Here is an 18,664-nt window from a genome sequence, read left to right on the forward strand (position 1 = left end):
CTCGCGCACTTGGCGCTGCTCGGCTGCGCGAGCCTCGCAGGCGGCCAGCTGCGCGCGCGCTTCCTGCGCGGCCGCCGCCGCAGCCTCCAGCGCGGCGGCGGCGGCGTCCAGCGCCTGCTGCGAGGCGTCGCCGAGCCCGAGCTGCTCGGCCTGCAGCTCCTTGATCGCGATGTCCGTTTCCTTGAAACGGACGGACGTCTTGGCGCTCAGCTGGTCGCCGTACGGCTCCAGATGGAACAAGCGCTGCAGCATCTGCCTCCGCTCGCTGCCCTTCAGCGCGAGAAATTCCGCGAACTTTCCTTGCGGAAGAACGACCGCCCTCGTAAAATCCTGCATCGACAAGCCCAATATGTCCTGAATCCGCTGATTGACCTCGCCCGCTTTATCGGCCAGCACAACCGTCTCCTCGTCCTGATAGCGGATGAGTCGGCTTACCGTGCTGTTCACCGATACGTCCCCGCTCCGCTTGAACTGGCGATCCACACGGAACCGCTGCGTTTTCGGGGCGTGACCCAGCTCGAACGTAAACGAAACCGACAGCGTCTGCTCCGCATGATTCATAATGCCCTGCGTCCCCCCTGCCGCCCGCTCCACCTTGCCGAACAGCGCCAAGGTCATCGCATCGAGAATCGTCGATTTGCCGCTGCCCGTCGGCCCGAAGATGCCGAACACCCCCGCGTCGCACAAGGCGGTAAAATCGATCTCCTGCGGTTCGCGATAGCTTTGCAGCCCCGCCATTTGCATATGTATAGGTCTCATGTCCCCTTGTTCCTCCTCTCCAAACCGCTTTGCTTCCGGGCAACAAGCCGGGAACGGCCGCCCGCTATTGTCCGTGCGGCTCTTCTATGCCGCCAAGACGTTTGCCCGGCCGCGATTGCGGTTCATCCGTTTTTGCTCCCGAACCGCTGCGCGGCACTCATAGGATGCCATCCGGGTCGGTTATTGCGCCTCCTCCGCTTGCGGCACCTCCAAAAGCTCAAGAAACAGCCGGACAAGCTCCTCCTCCGGCTCCGCTCCCCCGGTCTGCCGCGCATAATAGCGGCGGAACAGCTCGTCCATCGGCATGCTGCGGATCGAGACGGCGGAAGCCGCGGCGGCCTCCATCTCCGGATAAATCGGCCGAATGTTAACGATCCCCTCATGCGCTTTGCGCAAGGCGTGGATTTGTTCCATCGACATCGCTTCCGTCATATGAATTTCCAAATCGATCCACGCCTGCGCGTCGCGTCCTTCCGCGAGCCAGCCGTGCACCTCGGAGAGGCCCTGCGCCGCCTTCCACCTCACGAGCGGCCTGCCGCTGGACAAATACAGTTCCTCCATAGACGGAAGGCCTCCCGGCTCCACGTCGAATACGGTAACGGATTTGGCTTGGCCCGCTTCCGAAAAGCTGTAAGCGAGCGGCGAGCCGCTGTAGCGCATAAGCGAAGGAGCCTTTATATTTTGCGGCCGGTGCAAATGGCCGAGCGCGACGTACTGAGCTCCGACGTCGAGCGCCGCCGTGTCGACCGTGTAAGCTCCGCCCACTTGAATCGGCCGCTCGGACTCGCTTTCGGCGCCGCCTAGCACATAAATATGACTCATCAGCAGATTGACCGTATCGGGTCGGAAATGCTTCGCCTGCTGCGAAGCGATATACTTGACGCGGTCGGAGTAGGCCGCCCGCAGCATCTCTTCCTGCGCATCGTCGGACAAAAGCTCTTTCAGCCGCGATTCCGAAGGATACGGCAGCGAGAACAGGCAAGCCAGTTCCCCCGTCCGTTCGATTTGTATCCGTTCGATCCGGTCCTCCGGAAGCCCGGCCAGACGAACGCCCAGCTTTTGCGCCAAAGGAGCGGCGGCAGCCAGACGATCGGGATGATCGTGATTGCCCGCGATGACGGCGACGGGCCTGCTGCCGTTATCCGCCAGCCTCGCCAGCGCGTCGTAGAACAACTGCTCGGCCGCTGCCGGAGGATTGACCGAATCGTATACGTCCCCCGCAAGCAGCACCAGATCGATCCGCTGGTCCTTCGCCAAATGGGCCAGCTCGTCCACGAACGCCTCCTGCTCGGCCAACCGGCTCCGGCCTTCCAGCGTCCTGCCGAAATGCCAATCCGCCGTATGTAAAACCCGCATAACCTCTCTCCTTTCTAACGTACGTTTACATTTCCAGCAAATGCGGTCCGTCGAATAAAAAGATATACGTTCCTGTGACCGGCTTCTTCCATATTCTTTCAATTGCTTGCCCGTATAAGTCCAGCTGCAGCCGATAGCGTTCGCGCACCGCTTGAAGAGCGGCTTCCCCGCCGCCTTTCAGATGGTCGGTTTTGTAATCCAGCAGCACCAATCCGTCCTGCTCCTCGAACACGCAGTCGATAACCCCCTGCAGCAAAATCGTCTCTCCTGCCGTCGCCTGATCCGCTCCGGCATAAATCTCGCCGGCCGGAAGCCCGTAGCTGAACGGCACCTCGCGATGGACCGAAGGCGATTTCAGCATTCGCTGTCCTAACGGGCTTCGGAAAAAGGAGACGACGACATCCGGGTCCACCGCCTCCCGCTGCGCTTCCGTCAATAATTGTTTACGCAGCATCTCGGCTAAGGTCTCACGAATTTGATTGGCCGTCGGCTCCTCGTCCAACCGGATATATTGCATAACCGAATGGAATACCGTGCCCCGCTCGGCGGCGGTCAGCTTGCTCTTCTCCATAAACCGCGGTCTGCGGACAATGGCCGGCCGGTACTCCTGCGGCGTTTCCTTCTGCAGCCCCGCGAGCATCGGCGCTTCCGGTTCGCCCGACATCATCTCAAGCAGCTTATGATGCTCGGACAGCCGCTTCAGCTCCGTCACCGATGTTTTGGACAGCAGCGACGACGCCTTTTCATGGGAATAAGCCCATGAGAGCTTGGACCAGACCTGAGCTTCAAACCGGTCCGCTTCTCCTTCGGGACCGTCCTCTACAGGCTCCAATCGAAGCACCGCCTGCCTGCGTTCCTCCGCTACCTCCTGAACGGCCGCAGCCTCGGCGAGCCCCGCATACGATTCAGGACGCAGGAAGTGAACGAGCCACTGAGAACGATCCTCCGTCAGCCACGCCGGACAGCGATACGTTACTCCGGCTCTTTCCCTCAGCCTTTCACCGTCGGGATGCCGCATCAAAGCCGGGCCGATCCAGTCGAGATAACTTTTCGCCTTGACGGTCAGATCATCGGGCAGCAGCATTCCGTCATGCTCCAGCACCCTGGCCCAGCTGTGCAGCAGCTTGTCCGTTCCTTTGACCGTAGCCAGCAAATAGAGCTTTTCCCTGGCCCGGGTCAAGGCGACATACAGCACCCGCATCTCCTCCGCCAGCATCTCCATCTTCATCTTTCGGCGTATAGCCAGCCAAGGCAGCGTCGGATAGCTGATCCGCGTCTGCGCATCCATAAATTTAGGGCCGAAGCCAAGGTCTTTGTGCACCATAAAGGGATCGCTCAAATCGCGCTGGTTAAAGCGCTTGGCGGCCCCGGCTACGAAAACGACCGGAAATTCCAGCCCCTTGCTCTTATGGATCGACATGATGCGCACGACATCCTCCTGCTCGCCGAGCGCGCGGGCGGTTCCTAAATCTCCGCCGCTATCCTTCATCCGCTCAACGAAGCGAAGAAAACGGAACAGCCCCCGGAAAGAGGTCGCTTCATACTGGCGGGCCCGGTCGTATAGCGCGCGCAGATTCGCCTGCCGCTGCGCGCCGCCGGGGAGCCCTCCGACGAAATCGTAATAGCCCGTTTGGCGGTAAATGTTCCAAATCAGCTCTGACAGCGGTCCCTGCTTCGCCGCCTCCCGCCATCCTCGCAGCCGGTTTGCGAACCGCACCAGCTTGGCTCTGGCATCCGCCTGAACGGCATCGTCCGGACGGCTCGCCGTCCGGTATGCATTTCCTGCGCTCTCGCTCGCCGCAGCCGTTTCCATCCAGGCTACCTGCAGACCGGAATTGTTCTCGCCGGCTTCCTCCTCCGGGATCGCGGACAACAGAGAATTCCCTTCGGACAGATCCGCAGCCGATGACGACGCTTCGGGGTCCTTTATAAAAGCTCGTACGGCGTCATAGAAGGAGCCGTACTTGCCCTCGATTCGGATGCGCGCCAGCTGCTCCGTATCCAACTGGACGATTGGCGAACGAAGCACAGCCGCAAGCGGAATATCCTGATACGGATTGTCGATCACTTTCAGCAGCGACAGCACCGCCTCAACCTCCGTCGCCGAGAAATACCCCGTACTCAGCTCTGCATACGCGGGTATTCCCTGCAGGCGCAGCTCCTCAATCAGCACCGGCGACCATTGCTGGGTAGCCCTCAGCAAAATCACCATATCGCGGAACGTAATGTCCCGTCTGCCGCCCGTCGACTTGTCGAACACTTGAAATGCCGGACCGCCGCCGGTTCCGAGCAATTGATGAATTTGCGCCGCTATCGCGCGCGCCTCCAGCTGGACGGTCTCCAATTCCTTCGCTTCGCTCGCCGGGTCCAAGCCTTCAGAAGCTTCCCCATTCGCATCCGCCTGCTCCGCCGTTGGCGCATAACCGCCGTCGCGGTCTCCGGCATCGGCGCCATCGGCTTCGGAACGATCGATAATGATAAACTCGGCGGCTTCCGGACCGTTGGACAAGCCGGGCCATTCGGGATAATACGACGCCCCGTATTTCAGTTCGGCGCGCTCGTCATAGGCGATTTCGCCGACGGTCTCGCCCATCAGCTGCTTGAAAATATAGTTGACTCCGTGAACGACCGACAGCCGGCTGCGGAAGTTTTGCGCCAGATCGATGCGCTGTCCGGGATCGGTTCCGTCTTTTTGATAATGCTTATATTTCTCCAGAAACAAGCCGGGCTCGGCCAGACGAAACCGGTAAATGCTCTGTTTTACATCCCCGACCATAAACCGGTTCCCCGGCCCTGTTCTCGAGATTAAAGCAACGATCGCTTCCTGTACCCGGTTCGTGTCCTGGTACTCGTCAAGAAGCACCTCGGCGAAATGCTCCCGGTAATGGAGCGCCGCCTGGGAGGGCTTCAGCTCTCCTGCCGCTTCTCCGTCCTCGGCCAAAATATCCAGGCAATAATGCTCCAAATCGCCGAAATCGACGAGCCCTTTGGCCTTCTTCGCCTCCTGATAACGCCGCCCGAACTCGATGACCAGCTCAACCAGCGCCTTCATGAGCGGAGCCAGAACGGATAATTCCTCGTCATACTGCTCGGGCGTGCGCTGAAACAGTTCTTCGCCCAGCTCCGTCAGCTGTTCTTTCGCCTGATTTCGCAGCTCTTTCACTTGTTCCTGCAGCGCCTTATCGTACCCGTCTCCTCTGCACGGCTTCAGCTTGCCGAAGGAAGTTCCCTGAAACGAGTCGTACAGATGCTCCCAAGAGTAGCCCGCCACATCCTGTAAATACCGGACCGCATCGAGATCCTCGCGGAGATTGACCATATAAGGCTCCGGACCCCCGGGCTGCTCCGCCAGCCGCATCGCCTCGCGCAGCGTCGAAGCCACCCCTTCCAGCTCCAGCTTTACCGAGGCCAGCAGACTAGGCAGCCACGGATTCGGCTTGCCGCCGGCCCGCACGAACAGCTCCGCCATCTCCCTCAGCCACTCTGCGGGTCTCGGATGGCTGCGCGATTCGTCATACAATCGCTGTACGAGCCTGTAAACAGCGTCGTCGCTCTTCTCTCCGCCAAACCATTCCACCAAACGCCAAAAATCTCCGCCCTCTTCAGCCAAGCCGTACTGCTCCTCGAAAAGCTCCTCGATGAGATCCTGCCGCATCAGCTCGCTTTCCGTTTCGTTCGCAATGCGAAAGCCGGGGTCCAGCGCGATTTTCTGATAGTGGGTATGAATGACTTCCAAGCAGAAGGAATGCAGCGTAGTAATCGAAGCCCTGCCGATCAAAGCAAGCTGTCTGCGCAGATGATCCGAGCCCGGATTACGCTCCAGCGCTTTTTCCAGCGCCTCGCTGATGCGATGCCGCATCTCGGCCGCAGCCGCATTGGTGAACGTAGCCACAAGCAGCCTGTCCACATCCACCGGTTCCCGCTCGTCGGAGATGCGGCGTATGATCCGCTCGACGAGCACGGCGGTCTTCCCCGAGCCTGCGGCCGCAGCCACCAGCATATCATGGCCGTGAATCGCGATGGCATCCCATTGATCGTCCGTCCAGACGGCCCCTTCCGGTTTAGGTATCCTGTTCATCATCCGGCTCGCCTCCCGTCATATCCAGATTTTCGAACCATTCCAATTGCTCCATATCCAGCGTCTTCTCCCCGCTTGCTTCCGCCGCAGCGGCTTTCGCTTTTTTGGCGCCCGCTCGGGCCGGCCGGAACGGCACGATACGCGGAGCAGGCTCCGCCTCCACCCGTTCTTTCATCATCTCCATAGCGCGATCCTTGCCCATAGGCTGCAGCACCCTATAGCCGTTCGCTTCGAATTGCGTATCGAATTGACATACAGGCTTAAACGAGCAGTGGGCGCAAGCCGTCTCGGCGCCCATCCGGTACGGCTGTATCGCGACGTCTCCGCCCGTCATCGCCTCTCCGATACCTTTCATCGTTTGCCGTACATAATCCCGCAGCAGCTTCCACTCGGCGTCGTCGGCGACCGACGAAGATTTATAGAAGCTGCCGTCGTTTTTGAGCGCCACCGGAATAAGCTGCGAATGGCCGCTCGCTCCGCTTAACGTGCTGTCCATCATTCGCGCCGTTTCCGCATCCGCCCGGACAAGCCCTCTCGTCTTGAATTTTTTGCGCAGCTCATCGTCCGCTTTCTCCGCCGAAATCCGGTTTTTCGTCTGCAGCAGCGGATTATGTACATGGAAATACAGCACTCCCGCGGGCTTCGCTTCCGTACCCAGCCACGTCTTGGCATGAGTCATAATGACGTCGAGATAAGTCAGCATCTGCAGCGATAAGCCGTAGTACACCTCGGCCAATTGAAGCGCCGTCGGACTCGATTTGTAATCGATGACTCGCAGCAGCGTTCCCTGATCGGTGTCAGCCCGATCGACCCGGTCTATCCGTCCGCGCACATCCATCCGAATGCCGTTCTCCAGCTCATAAGATAATGGAGGAATCGGCTGTCCCGCCCCGAACCCGATCTCCAGCCCGATCGGCTCGAACTGCCCGAATTTGGCGTGCTGGCCCAGCATGAGCGCCGTACGACCGATCACCTGCTTCAGCTTGCGCGCAATATAATGATAACGGCGGGAGCTGAGCAGAATTTCGCTCTGCAGCCTCGGGGCGAGCGTGTCGACGACGCTGCCCGCCGTGACCAGACAATCTTCGGCCGTCAGCTTGCCCCATTCGTTCCCGTCCTTGGTCACCTGCTCGGCGAACAAGCTCAGCGCCGCATGGAACAGCTGCCCGATATCGGGCGCCTCCAGCCGGAATATTCGGCGTTCCTGCAGACGAAGCCCGTGAGAAGCGAACTGCGAGAACGGACAGGCTACATAGCGCTCCATCCGAGACACGCTCGTCAACACATGATCCCCGTACAGCAGCTTGCTTGTCAGCGGGCGCAGCCCCTTCGCTTCGTTCGTATACAGAAGCGCCTGCAGCATAAGCCGCAATCGGGCGCTCCAGCCCGGCTGCCGGACGAACCAGTTGTAAACCGACCACCATACCGGCGACATCGGCTCGCCTTTCATCCATTGCTTCAGCTGCACTATCAGGTAGGACATCGCCTTGTGCGGATGCGACACATAATCGAGCTGCTCCGTCATCGTCATGGATGAAGCCGGCTCGGCCATAACGAGCCGCTCCTTGACCGACGGGAACATTCGCTTCATATGCCGGATGACATCGGAAGCCAGCAGCGACTTTCCTTCCTCGTCGGCCAGCGGATAACTGAGCCACAGGCAGTGCGAAGGCGTGCAGAAAGCGCAATAGATGAGAAACTGCTCGTCAAGCAGCTTCCTGCGGCTTCCTTCCGCCATCGGCAATCCGAGCGCGGTCAAGTTCTCCCGCTCCGGTTCGCTCAGCACGCTGTCTTCTTTCATTTTGGCCGGGATGACACCCTCGTTGACGCCGAGCACAAATACATGCTTCATACGGCCCGTTCTCGTCCGGTCCATGCTTCCGACCAATACCTGATCCAGAGACGGCGGCACCAGCCCCAGCTTAATGCTCTCCATCCCGGTTTCGAGCAAGCCTGCGAACGTTTCCGCCGACGCCGTCTCATCTCCCAGAAGCTCGACCAGCTGATCCAGCATGTCGATGATGCGGTCCCATACCTGCGAATGCTCGCGCGCTTTCTCCGGCTTGCCTTCGCGCACGGCCTTCTGGCTCCAGCTCTCCAGCCGTTCAGGTACCTGCAGCTCCGTCAGGAGACCGTACAACGCTTTAACCTTCTCGGCTATCGTCTTCGCCCGCTTCATCCGTTCCTGAAACGCGTGGAGCGGATCGGCGATTCTTTTCCGGCAGGCGTTCATTTTACGCAGGAAGGCCGCTTCCGAATCGGTTCCCGCCCCCTCGGGCTGCTCCAAGCTCGAGCGCATAGAATACGTCCATGGCTTCCCGTCGAACCATTTCGCCCCGCGAATGCCGAAGGCGAGAACATAGTTTTCCAGCTGATCCATCGAATGACGGTCCGGCGCATTCTCCTCCGCCTTCTCATCATGCTGCAGCGGGAGAAAAAAATCCGTCTTCACACAGCGGAATACGGCGTCGTATTTCCAATAATGCAGGATGACTTCCATCGACGAGCGGATAAGTTCAACCAGCGGATGATGCATCATCGTCCTCTTATTGTCAAAGAAGTGGGGGATGCCGTAGTCCGTGAACGTCTCTGCAATCAGCTCGCCGTATGCCTCAACGTTGCGCACCGTGACCGTCATGTCCCGAAAGCGCAACCCTTCCTCGCGGACGAGACGGATCATCTCGCGGGCCGCTCCCTCTACCTCCGCCCTCCGGTTGACGGCCGCCGTCAGGCGTACGCCATCGATTGCGGAAGCCGCAATCGCCCCCGTCATCCCCGGATAAGGCCGTTTGACCCGCTGCTCGAAGGCGCCTTCCATATAGGCCAGCATCGGGCTTGCCGCAAATCGCGCCGGCGGAGAGCTCCCGAGAATCAGCGTCTCGCGGATCGGCACATGCAGCGCCTCCAGCCGTTCCAGCAGTTGAAGCATCGTTCTCGCCGTAGGATGAAACAAATCCAGCTCATGCGGCTTTTCCCCAAGCCGGTACTCCCGGTCGAGACAAAGCGTCAAGGCGACTTCCCGGCAGCTGGAGGCGAGCTGCTCAATGACGGCAAACTCCTGCGGCGTGAAGCCGTGGAAGCCGTCGATCCAGCATTCGGCCCCGCGGATATACTCGGACTGCGGAAGCTGCGCGGCGAGCAGCGTCAAATAATCCTCTCCGTCCAAATAAGCTTTGGACAGCTCCTGCTCGAATTCCCCGTAAATCAGCCGTAAATCATGCAGCTTGTCCAGCATCGATGCGGGCTGTTCCTTCACGGCCGAGCTGTCCATAAACGCCGACAAGCCGTCCGTCGTGATGCAATACCGCTTAAACTCCTTGAACAAATCGCTTACCTTTTCAATGAACCCCATCTGCTCCGCCGTCGCGGAGAACAGCTTCAAGCTGTCGCGATGTTTATGTAAAATTTTATAAATGAGCAGCTTTTTCCCCGTATCGTCGATCGGCAGCCGCGCCGTGCCTCCCACTTCCTGCATGACCCGCCACGCCAGCCTGCGGAAGCTGAGCACTTGAGCGCGCAGCGTTCCTCCGAGCTCCGGAGCGGATGCCAGCGCATACTCCGCTTGAAAGGTAGCCTGCTCCGGCACCAGCAAAATGAGCGGCCGCCCGCTCGGCGACTCGATTAGCCTGTCTTTGACGCTGCGCAAACAGTATTCGCTTTTTCCGCTGCCGGCTCTTCCCAGCACAAACCGGATTGCCATGCCTGCAACCTCCTTATGTATGCCGATTTCATATATAAAAGCTCGAGTGCCCGCGATTAGGAGCACGTATTCGCCATTTCCCTAACTCTACTATTCTATCAAAAAAAGTCTTTTAAAGGGAAAGGGATGTTTTGGTTTAGTATAGCATAACCGGCCGAGCTAAAACATACGTTCCCTTTTTTTGCAAAAAAAATCGCCCGGACGGCTCCGGACGATCTTGCTTGTTTTAAACCATGCTTCGGTACGTTTACCGCAAATAAGAGACAAGCGGTTCCATTCCCGCTTCGCGGATGCATCGGACGACCAGCCTGGCAATCTCCACGCCTCCGGCTTCGCAAAAATGCGTATTATCCTGAGCGCCTTCCGGCAGGTTCGGATATTGGCCGGGCTCGGCCCACATGAAAATCCGTTTCGTTGCCTCTTCGCCCATTTGCTCGAATAACGCTTGGCTATGGGCTGCCAAGTCCAGGAAAGGGACCTGCTCCGCTTCCGCCAGCCGCCTCATGGCGCCGATATATTCGCCGTGCGTGTTTTCGATGCGGCCCCTGCTGTCGAAAAACCGTCTATGCATCGGAGCCACCAACACCGGATAAGCCCCTCGCCGCCTCGCGCCGTCAATATATTCGCGCAAATATCGCGGATAGGTCGACTCCGGCTTCGTGCCTCCTTCATTGTCCTTCTCGTCGTTATGGGCAAACTGAACGAACAGATAGTCCCCCGGAACGATTTTATTCCAGATGTTGTTCAGCCTGTTTTCCGTAATAAAGCTTTTGGAGCTTCTGCCCGAGCGCGCATGATTCGATACGGCGATATTGCCGTTAAGCAGGGCGGTAATCATTTGTCCCCAGCCCGCATAAGGATACTGGCCGGAAGGCTGGTCCGTCACCGTAGAATCGCCCGCCAAGTACATCGTCGGCAGCTGGACGCGCTCCACCTCGACCGAACGCACGCCCGACGCTTCCCCAGAGAACGCAAGCTTCAGCTGCCCGTCGGCGACATGCGCGGCAAAGCTTTTCGTGACAAACTCGCCGAGCCCCGTCCGGATACGGTCCAGCATCAGGCTGCCGAGCCCCGCCTTCACGGTCGTTACGCTCTCCCCGCCGGCGCGGCCCAAGGCTACGGACACCCGATAATTTCCGTAAGGCACGTCGATGAGCAAGGTGGGCACCGCTTCCGGAAAATAATCTCCGGGCCAGGAATCGCGTAAATCCTCGTTTTTGGACGGCTGCACCGAACGCGCGAAACCGTACCCGGTTAACGGGCTGTACGGCGTGAACGGGGCCAGCTTAATGGCATCGTCCGTCGCATGCTCTTGATCCAGTGAGAATCGGTAATGAACGTTCATGGAATCCTCCTACTATGCCAAGCGCGGCGCGGAATTATTGCTCCAGCCACACGGTTTTGCCGGTGTACGGCTCTCTTTTTCCGGGCAGCTGCTGCATATCGGGATAACCGACATAAACCAGCCCCACTATTGCCTCCGATTCGCCGAGGCCGAACGCCTGCTTCATCCGCGGATGGTAAGCGGGTTCCCCGGAACGCCAGATGGCGCCGAGCCCAAGAGCGTGAGCGGCAAGCAGCATGTTCTGCACGGCGGAGTGCGCGGCGGCGAATTCCTCCATCCGATTGACCGCCTGCGAGCTGGACGGAGAGACGGCGACGGCGATGACGACAGGGGCGCGAAACGCCTTGTCTCCCGCCTTGCGGCGCAGCGTCTGCACTTCCTCCTCCGTTCCCGCTTGCAAGGTCTCGGCGGCGATATCGGCGTAAGCGTCGGCCAATGTTTGCCTGCCCGCGCCGGTCATGACGAAGAAACGCCAAGGTTCGGTCGCATGATGGCTCGGCGCCCAATTGGCCGCTTCGAGCAAAGTTTCGATCCATTGTCTGTCGACAGGCTCCTGCTTCACTCTGCCGACGCTGCGGCGGCTGCGCAGAGCTTCTCCGAGAGACATGGATAAAGATATGGTCAACGGTTCTGCCATCCTAAGTACCACCTTTTCTTGAGACTGGGAAGAACATCCTATACGCTTTCAATTAACAACATTGAGAATAGTTATCATTTACATTATAAGTGCTGCGCTTCACAAATTCAATAGCCCGCTTTTGTCTGAAACGGTAAAAAGCCGCCGCCAAGACCCGTTCAGCGAACGTCTTAGCGACGGCATCCGTCCATGCGCGTAAGCTTATTTGCTGCGCACTTCAAATATCGCGAATTTCAAATAATGGCCTTCGTCCACGCCCAAAATGCGGGGATGATCCTTGCCGGCGCCGCGGAATTCGATCAAGCGCAATATTTTCTTGGCATCGGCCGCAGCCGCATGAATCGTCTCCAGAAACAGCTCAGGCTTCATATGGTACGAGCAGCTTGCCGTCACGAGATAACCGCCTTCATTTACCAGCTTCATCCCGTGCAGATTAATATCTTTATATCCCCGGCAAGCTCCTTCCACGGCGCTCCTCGTCTTGGCAAACGCGGGCGGGTCGAGAATGACCACATCCCAAGTCTGGCTTTTTGCCGTCAGAGGCTGGGACGTATCGACCTTCTTCTTGCCCGCTTGCGCCCGTTCGCTGCGCTGATCGAGGGCTCTGACCTGCTCGCGCAAATATTCGAAAGCATCGGCAACTACGAACTCGACCCGGTCGTCGAAACCGTTCAAGGCGACATTGTTGCGCGCGCTCTCGACGGCATGCTCGGAGATGTCGAGGCATGTTACCTTCTTGGCGCCGTATTTGCACGCGTTCAGCGTGAAGCTGCCGGTATGCGAGAAGCATTCCAGCACGGTCGCTCCGTCCCACCAAGGGAACGTAACCGGCTTGCCGCTCGCGTTGACCGGTATCCGCACCATCCCGCCGGAGCCGTCCTCGGCAGGCATGTCTTGAAGCGCAATCCCGCTCCGCTTGCCCCATCCCTGCATGAGAGGGGCGATAGCCGCGCGATTTTCACGCTGGTCGAAGAAATAACCCGTCTTCTGGCCCTGCATAATATCGATATCGAGCAATAGCCCGTTTTCGGTAATCCGGACATGCTGCGGACATTCCCCGTACAGCAGCCCCGTTCTTTGCTGCATCCCTTCCAGTTCGCGCACCGAGACATCGCTGCGCTCATAAATCCCCGCCGGCTTCACCACTTCTGCCAAGGCGGAAATAATGTCATCCCGAACGCGGTCCATGCCCAGCGTCAAAATTTGCACGACCAGCACGTCTTCAAACCGGTCGACAATGAGTCCGGGCAGAAAATCCGCTTCCCCGTAGACGAGCCGGTACGAACGCGCTCCGGGCAGGAACCGCTCCCGCTGGTCGAGACAGCGGCGGAACCGCTCCGCAAAGAATGTCTGAGTCATCTCTTCGATCGGTTCATAGGAGACAACCCGCACGACGATTTGCGAAGCGGGGTTCCAATACCCCGTTGCCGCATACTGCCCGGCATGATTATAAATATGAACCACGCTTCCGGGTTCGGTCTCCCCTTCCATCCGCTCTACTTCGGTTTTAAATACCCACGGGTGGCCGCCCTCCAGCCGTTTTTTTCTTTTTTTATGCAAAAATATAGAAGCCAACGTATTTGCCCACTCTCTTTGTATATAAGTTGAGGAATTGCTATGAAACCCGGCAAAGCTTCCGCGTAACCGGGGCTTTACCGGGCTTTACGGCAATTAGGTTACCTCGTACCCCAATGTATGCAAAGCTTTTTTCAAAACCGAATCGTTATTGCCATAGCCCGAATGCGTCTGCTGATGCCACGCTTCCAGCGGATGAAGCCATTCTACGCCGCGGATTTCCTCGACCTGGGCCTGCAATGATCCGCCGGTCGCCTCCACCAGGAAATAATGCACTTCCTTGTCGACCAGCCCTACCCCCGACATCGTAAATTGATATGTAATCGTTTCGATGGGCTCCACAATCGCTCCGACAATGCCCGTTTCCTCCAAGATTTCTCTCAGCGCCGTCTGTTCCACCGTTTCTCCCGGCTCCATTTTCCCTTTGGGAAGCGTGATCTTGCCATAGCGATCCTGAATCATCTGTACGTGAATTTCATTTCCGTGTTTGCGGAATACAACCCCTCCTGCTGAAATTTCCTTCATGCGGATTCACCCTTTCCGGTTAGTTGAGAAAGAATAAGGATTTCATCCTTCATAAGGAATGAAATCCTTGATTCTGTACGAGTCGCTTCAAAACATTAACGGCAGCATGCTCTACGGCACCGTCTCAGACGATCATCGCCCGGGACAGCTCGGGCGCTCGCACCAGCTGGCCGCGGGATTCGTTGACGCCCGCTTCCGTCAGCTTCACTTGGCATACGCTGCCGATCATATCTTCGCTGCCTTCGAATACAAGCTGCACATAATTATCGGAGTACCCCATGATTAAGCCGCTGTTTTCTTCGCCTTTATGAGCGCGCTCCGGGATAACTTCGAGCACCTGGCCGATCTGCTGCTTCGCGTAAGCGAGCTGCATGCGCTCGGACAAATCGATCAGCTCATGAACGCGGGCGTTCTTCACTTCCTCGTCGATCTGATCTTCCATTCTGGCCGCCGGAGTGCCCGTGCGTTTGGAGTACGGGAATACGTGCATTTCCGAAAACTGCATCTGCTCCATGAAGCGGTAGCCCGCACGGAACATTTCCTCGGTTTCTCCAGGGAAGCCTACGATGACGTCGGTCGTAATCGCTACGCCCGGCATAATGCGGTGAATTTGTTCAATTTTGCGGCCGAACTCGGCGGTCGTATATTTACGGCGCATTCTTGCAAGCACCGAATCGTCTCCGGCCTGCAGCGGAATATGAAGATGGCGGCACATTTTATCGGAGCCCTTCAGCGCCTCCAGCACCCCTTCGTTGATCTGGCTCGCTTCGATCGAGCTGATCCGAATACGCTTCAGCCCGTCGACTTTATCCAAATCCCACAACAGCTTCGCCAAGCTGTAGTTCTCCATATCTTCTCCATAGCCGCCGGTATGAATACCTGTCAGGACAATTTCCTGATAGCCCGCATCGACGAGCATGCGCGCCTGCTTCAGCACGCTTTGCGGCTCCCGGCTTCTCATCAGCCCGCGCGACCACGGAATAATACAGAACGTACAGAAGTTGTTGCAGCCCTCCTGAATTTTCAGAAACGCCCGCGTCCGGTCGGCAAAATCAGGCACGTCCAATTCTTCGAATTGACGGGTCTTCATAATGTTGCGCACCGCATTGATCGGCTGACGCTCCTGCTGAAGCTGCTTCACATAAGGAATAATCTTGTCCCGGTCCTGCGTCCCGATGACAAGGTCCACGCCGGGTATGGCCATAATCTCGGCAGGAGAAGTTTGCGCGTAACATCCGGTTACGGCAACGATCGCCTCCGGATTGCGGCGCACGGCGCGACGAATCATCTGCCGGCTCTTCTTATCGCCCGTATTGGTAACGGTACAAGTGTTAATAACGTATACGTCGGCGGTCGACTCAAAGTCTGCCTGTTCATAGCCTTCGTGCTTGAACAACTGCCAAATCGCTTCCGTATCGTAAAAGTTGACTTTACAGCCTAACGTATGAAACGCAACTGTAGGCATCTTCGTTATCCTCCCATCTCTCCGGTTTCGTACAATATGCAAGTAAGACCGACCATCGCGGCCGTCTCCGTGCGCAAAATGCGCCGTCCCAAGCTGACGGAGCGGCAGCCTGCCGCTTCCGCCGCCTCCACTTCCTGCTCGGTGAAGCCGCCCTCAGGCCCGATAATCAGCAGCAGCTTCACCCGCTTCGTTCCGCCTGAATCGCCGCCAAGCCCGGAATCTGAATCTATACGAAACGCTTTGCCTTTGGACAAAGCTTCTTGAATCTGCGTTCTGAACTGCAGCCCTTCCTGCTTCTCATAGCATATCCATGCGGCATCCGCTTCTCCCGCCAGCTTCAGCAGCTGCTTCCAGGCAAGCGGCGCTTCGACGGCAGGAATCCGGTTGCGGTGGGCCTGCTCGGCCGCTTCCTTGGCGATCTTTTGCCAGCGCTCGATCCGCTTGCCTTCTTTTTTGGCGTCGAGCTGCACGACGGTGCGTTCCGAAACGAACGGAATAAACCGGTCTGCGCCGATTTCCGTCCCTTTTTGAATGACGAGCTCCATCTTATCGCCTTTAGGCAAGCTTTGCGCAATCCATACTTCGACGGAAGGCTCGTTGTTCATCGCAAGCCGCTCGACGATATCGGCAATAACGCGGTCCTTCTCGGGCTCGCGCAGCTTCACCAAGGCTTCCCGGCTAACGCCGTCGCTGACGATCAGTTGGTCGCCCGCCTTGCCTCGCATGACGCGAACGATATGATGAGCATCGTCGCCGGTTATCGTCACGAACGTATCGGCAAACAGCTCAGGTGCAATAAAGTAACGCTGCATCGTTTTCTCTACTTTCTTTCTATGGTCAATATGCTGCAAAAATAAAAAACGTCAACTTTCATCATACAACTTTTTTTGTAAAAAAGCCACTGCTTACAGCATTCCCCAGCGTATTCCGCAAGCGGCGGGACGCCGTCAGCCCCATAGCGCTCCCCGGCCAAAAATCCATTCCGCTATTTGCTGAAACACCATCAAAATATTGCCCTGAAGGGCAAATACCGGACCGATCGTTATCGCACGAATCGGCGGAATGAAAAACATCAGCAAAATCGCATAGAACAGCCACTGCTCGTAAGCTTTAATTCTCATCATGATCGACGTCGGAAGCAGGTCTTCCAAAATCCGGTATCCGTCTAGCGGAGGCAGCGGCAGCAGGTTTAAGATGAACAGAAAAATATTTTGCATCACCATTAAGCTGAAAAAGATATGAACCGCCTCGGTAACGCCGGTCGACGTATGGTCAAGAGCATGAAACTTTAACAGCAGCAAATAAAAAACAATTAAGCTGATGAAGCCGAGAATCAGATTGCTGACCGGTCCTGCCAAAGAGACGATAATGCCCATCAAGCGCGGGTACTTAAACCTGGAACGATTGACAAGCACAGGCCGCGCCCAGCCTACCCCGATAATGAGGAAAAAAATCATGCCGAGCCAATCCATATGCACTCTCGGGTTTAACGTGAGCCGGCCCATGGAACGGGGAGTCGGGTCCCCGAACCGGTCGGCGAAAAAAGCATGTGCAAATTCGTGAATCGTGAAGCCGATCAGCAGCACGATAAAAACGAACGGCAGCTGCTCGACGGGATAAGCCAGAAAGGAGCTCCAATTCATCGGCGGCACCTACAGCTTCCGGGCGATGATAACGACCCAATCCTGGTCTTCATGGCATTCGGTTACGGTGAAGCCAACCTCGGCGAGTCCTTTTTCCACATCGTCCTGTTTACTTTTGATAATCCCCGACACGACGTAAGTCCCGCCGGTTTCCAAAACATCGTAGACGTCCTTCACAAACAGCAAAATAATTTCGGCTAAAATGTTGGCGACGACAATCCGGACCGGCAGCTTCACGCCGAGCGCGCTTCCCGCATCGCCGGCCGCACTCTCGCGAAGCACGCCCAAGAGGTCGCTCAGCTTGACGGTAATTTGCGATTCCAGTCCGTTCAGCCGCGAATTCTCCGAAGCGCTGGATACGGCCACCGGATCGAGATCCAAAGCCAGCACATGCTTGGCACCCAGCTTGGCCGCCGCGATGGCGAGCACGCCGGAGCCCGTGCCTACGTCGATGACATCCTCGCCGCCTTGAATGACCTTCTCCAGCGTCTTCAAGCATAGCGAGGTCGTCGCATGCGTCCCTGTGCCGAATGCCATCCCCGGGTCCAGCTCCAAAATGATTTCCTCCGGTCCCGGCGTATATTCTTCCCACGTCGGTTTGATCGTCAGCCGCTCGGAAATGCGCAGAGGCTTGAAATACTGCTTCCAGGCGGTAGCCCAATCTTCGTCGTCGACTTCCTTAAGCTCATAGGTCGGACTGCCCGTATCGATATCGAATTCGGCGAGCTGCTCGACGGAGCGCTGCAGCGAATCCATAATGGCATCCATATCCGTGCCTTCGGAGAAATAGCCCTTAATGACGGCGCGGCCTTCCGGAATATCGTTCAAGGGCAGCTCATACCATTGCCCGAGAGAGGTGTCCCTCTGTTTGTTCAATGTGCCGGACTCCTCTATGGATACTCCGCCCGCTCCTAATTCATGAATAAAGTTGGTGATCATTTCGATCGCTTCTTCTGTCGTATTTACCGTAATTTCATGCCAACGCATGTCTGAATCCTCCCTAAACGTTCGACTAAAGCAATGCACATAATTCCCAGTATACAATAATTCGGGCTAAGAACATAGTCCCGCCTCTCCTGCGCAGCCTGCCGCAATCTGCTTACAGTAGGTTTCCCCGCAGGCGGACATCCCCTTGCCGCCGCGTCAACGCTTGCGGGATTGACGATGATGAAATGAGAAAAAGCACCCTCCAATGAAAGAGAGTGCTCTATTTTCAGTGCTATTCCTGAGCCGCAGCTGCCGCCTCAACCACTTCGAACCGGTTGACGGAGCGGAATAACCGTTTGCTCCCGTTCTTGCCGCTAATCGTAACATGGTCGGAAGAAAATCCGGTCACTTTCCCGGGCGGATAAATGTCCATTCCGCCTTGAGTCGCCTTCACGGGGCAACCCATCTTTTGAGCCGTTTCAAAATCATGATCATCCACTAATACATATCCAGCCTGCAATTTGACTCCTCCTCGTATAGTATTTCTAGAACCAAGTTTTAAGCCGATTTCCAGTTCCCATGGGAACTGGCCGCAAACTTTTCGATTTCCAGTAAATCGCACCTTGAAAATTGCAAAAGGGACTGGACTTTCCC

The 18,664-nt window shown here is 57.2% G+C and carries 13 protein-coding genes; all 13 read right to left on the reverse strand.

Going from position 1 to position 18,664, the window contains the following annotated elements; genetic code table 11:
- Window positions 1-759 (reverse strand): AAA family ATPase (locus N0M98_RS32710; RefSeq protein ID WP_259620399.1); only part of this gene is annotated, 759 nt, incomplete at its 3' end.
- 180 nt (window positions 760-939) lie between these two features.
- Complete coding sequence (locus N0M98_RS32715; protein ID WP_249862481.1) at window positions 940-2,115, reverse strand: exonuclease SbcCD subunit D; 1,176 nt, start codon at window positions 2,113-2,115, stop codon at window positions 940-942.
- A 25-nt stretch (window positions 2,116-2,140) separates the two neighbouring features.
- Window positions 2,141-6,196: a helicase-exonuclease AddAB subunit AddA gene (addA, locus tag N0M98_RS32720; protein ID WP_259620400.1), complete on the reverse strand. Its 4,056-nt coding sequence runs from the start codon at window positions 6,194-6,196 to the stop codon at window positions 2,141-2,143.
- Complete coding sequence (gene addB, locus N0M98_RS32725; RefSeq protein WP_259620401.1) at window positions 6,177-9,893, reverse strand: helicase-exonuclease AddAB subunit AddB; 3,717 nt, start codon at window positions 9,891-9,893, stop codon at window positions 6,177-6,179. The genes addA and addB overlap by 20 nt, the downstream gene beginning before the upstream one ends.
- 247 nt (window positions 9,894-10,140) lie before the next feature.
- Window positions 10,141-11,238 (reverse strand): rhamnogalacturonan acetylesterase, encoded by a 1,098-nt coding sequence (locus N0M98_RS32730; RefSeq protein WP_249862478.1) that lies wholly within the window; start codon window positions 11,236-11,238, stop codon window positions 10,141-10,143.
- A 34-nt stretch (window positions 11,239-11,272) separates the two neighbouring features.
- Window positions 11,273-11,875: a nitroreductase family protein gene (locus N0M98_RS32735; protein WP_249862477.1), complete on the reverse strand. Its 603-nt coding sequence runs from the start codon at window positions 11,873-11,875 to the stop codon at window positions 11,273-11,275.
- Between the two features lie 201 nt (window positions 11,876-12,076).
- On the reverse strand, window positions 12,077-13,450 hold the full coding sequence (locus N0M98_RS32740) for a class I SAM-dependent rRNA methyltransferase (RefSeq protein WP_249862476.1): 1,374 nt from the start codon (window positions 13,448-13,450) through the stop codon (window positions 12,077-12,079).
- A 96-nt stretch (window positions 13,451-13,546) separates the two neighbouring features.
- Window positions 13,547-13,975: an NUDIX hydrolase gene (locus N0M98_RS32745; protein WP_249862475.1), complete on the reverse strand. Its 429-nt coding sequence runs from the start codon at window positions 13,973-13,975 to the stop codon at window positions 13,547-13,549.
- A 124-nt stretch (window positions 13,976-14,099) separates the two neighbouring features.
- Window positions 14,100-15,440, reverse strand: coding sequence for a tRNA (N(6)-L-threonylcarbamoyladenosine(37)-C(2))-methylthiotransferase MtaB (gene mtaB / locus N0M98_RS32750; protein ID WP_249862474.1), 1,341 nt, complete (start codon window positions 15,438-15,440; stop codon window positions 14,100-14,102).
- A gap of 5 nt (window positions 15,441-15,445) precedes the next feature.
- Entirely contained in the window at window positions 15,446-16,252 is an 807-nt protein-coding gene (locus N0M98_RS32755) for a 16S rRNA (uracil(1498)-N(3))-methyltransferase (protein WP_249866499.1), read from the reverse strand.
- Window positions 16,253-16,387: 135 nt separating this feature from the next.
- On the reverse strand, window positions 16,388-17,083 hold the full coding sequence (locus tag N0M98_RS32760) for a site-2 protease family protein (RefSeq protein WP_249862473.1): 696 nt from the start codon (window positions 17,081-17,083) through the stop codon (window positions 16,388-16,390).
- A gap of 9 nt (window positions 17,084-17,092) precedes the next feature.
- Window positions 17,093-18,070, reverse strand: a complete 978-nt coding sequence (gene prmA / locus N0M98_RS32765; protein WP_249862472.1) for a 50S ribosomal protein L11 methyltransferase — start codon at window positions 18,068-18,070, stop codon at window positions 17,093-17,095.
- Window positions 18,071-18,302: 232 nt separating this feature from the next.
- On the reverse strand, window positions 18,303-18,664 hold a 362-nt coding region (locus N0M98_RS32770), incomplete at its 5' end, for a hypothetical protein (RefSeq protein ID WP_259620402.1).

The sequence above is a fragment of the Paenibacillus doosanensis genome (assembly GCF_025060755.1).
Lineage (GTDB): Bacteria > Bacillota > Bacilli > Paenibacillales > NBRC-103111 > Paenibacillus_S > Paenibacillus_S doosanensis.

What these genes read in the sequence shown, in the direction of transcription:
- addB (WP_259620401.1), bottom strand. Translation starts at nt 9,893, where the DNA reads ATGGCAATCCGGTTTGTGCTGGGAAGAGCCGGCAGCGGAAAAAGCGAA.
- N0M98_RS32730 (WP_249862478.1), bottom strand. Translation starts at nt 11,238, where the DNA reads ATGAACGTTCATTACCGATTCTCACTGGATCAAGAGCATGCGACGGAC.
- addA (WP_259620400.1), bottom strand. Translation starts at nt 6,196, where the DNA reads ATGATGAACAGGATACCTAAACCGGAAGGGGCCGTCTGGACGGACGAT.
- prmA (WP_249862472.1), bottom strand. Translation starts at nt 18,070, where the DNA reads ATGCGTTGGCATGAAATTACGGTAAATACGACAGAAGAAGCGATCGAA.
- N0M98_RS32760 (WP_249862473.1), bottom strand. Translation starts at nt 17,083, where the DNA reads ATGAATTGGAGCTCCTTTCTGGCTTATCCCGTCGAGCAGCTGCCGTTC.
- mtaB (WP_249862474.1), bottom strand. Translation starts at nt 15,440, where the DNA reads ATGCCTACAGTTGCGTTTCATACGTTAGGCTGTAAAGTCAACTTTTAC.
- N0M98_RS32745 (WP_249862475.1), bottom strand. Translation starts at nt 13,975, where the DNA reads ATGAAGGAAATTTCAGCAGGAGGGGTTGTATTCCGCAAACACGGAAAT.
- N0M98_RS32755 (WP_249866499.1), bottom strand. Translation starts at nt 16,252, where the DNA reads ATGCAGCGTTACTTTATTGCACCTGAGCTGTTTGCCGATACGTTCGTG.
- N0M98_RS32735 (WP_249862477.1), bottom strand. Translation starts at nt 11,875, where the DNA reads ATGGCAGAACCGTTGACCATATCTTTATCCATGTCTCTCGGAGAAGCT.
- N0M98_RS32715 (WP_249862481.1), bottom strand. Translation starts at nt 2,115, where the DNA reads ATGCGGGTTTTACATACGGCGGATTGGCATTTCGGCAGGACGCTGGAA.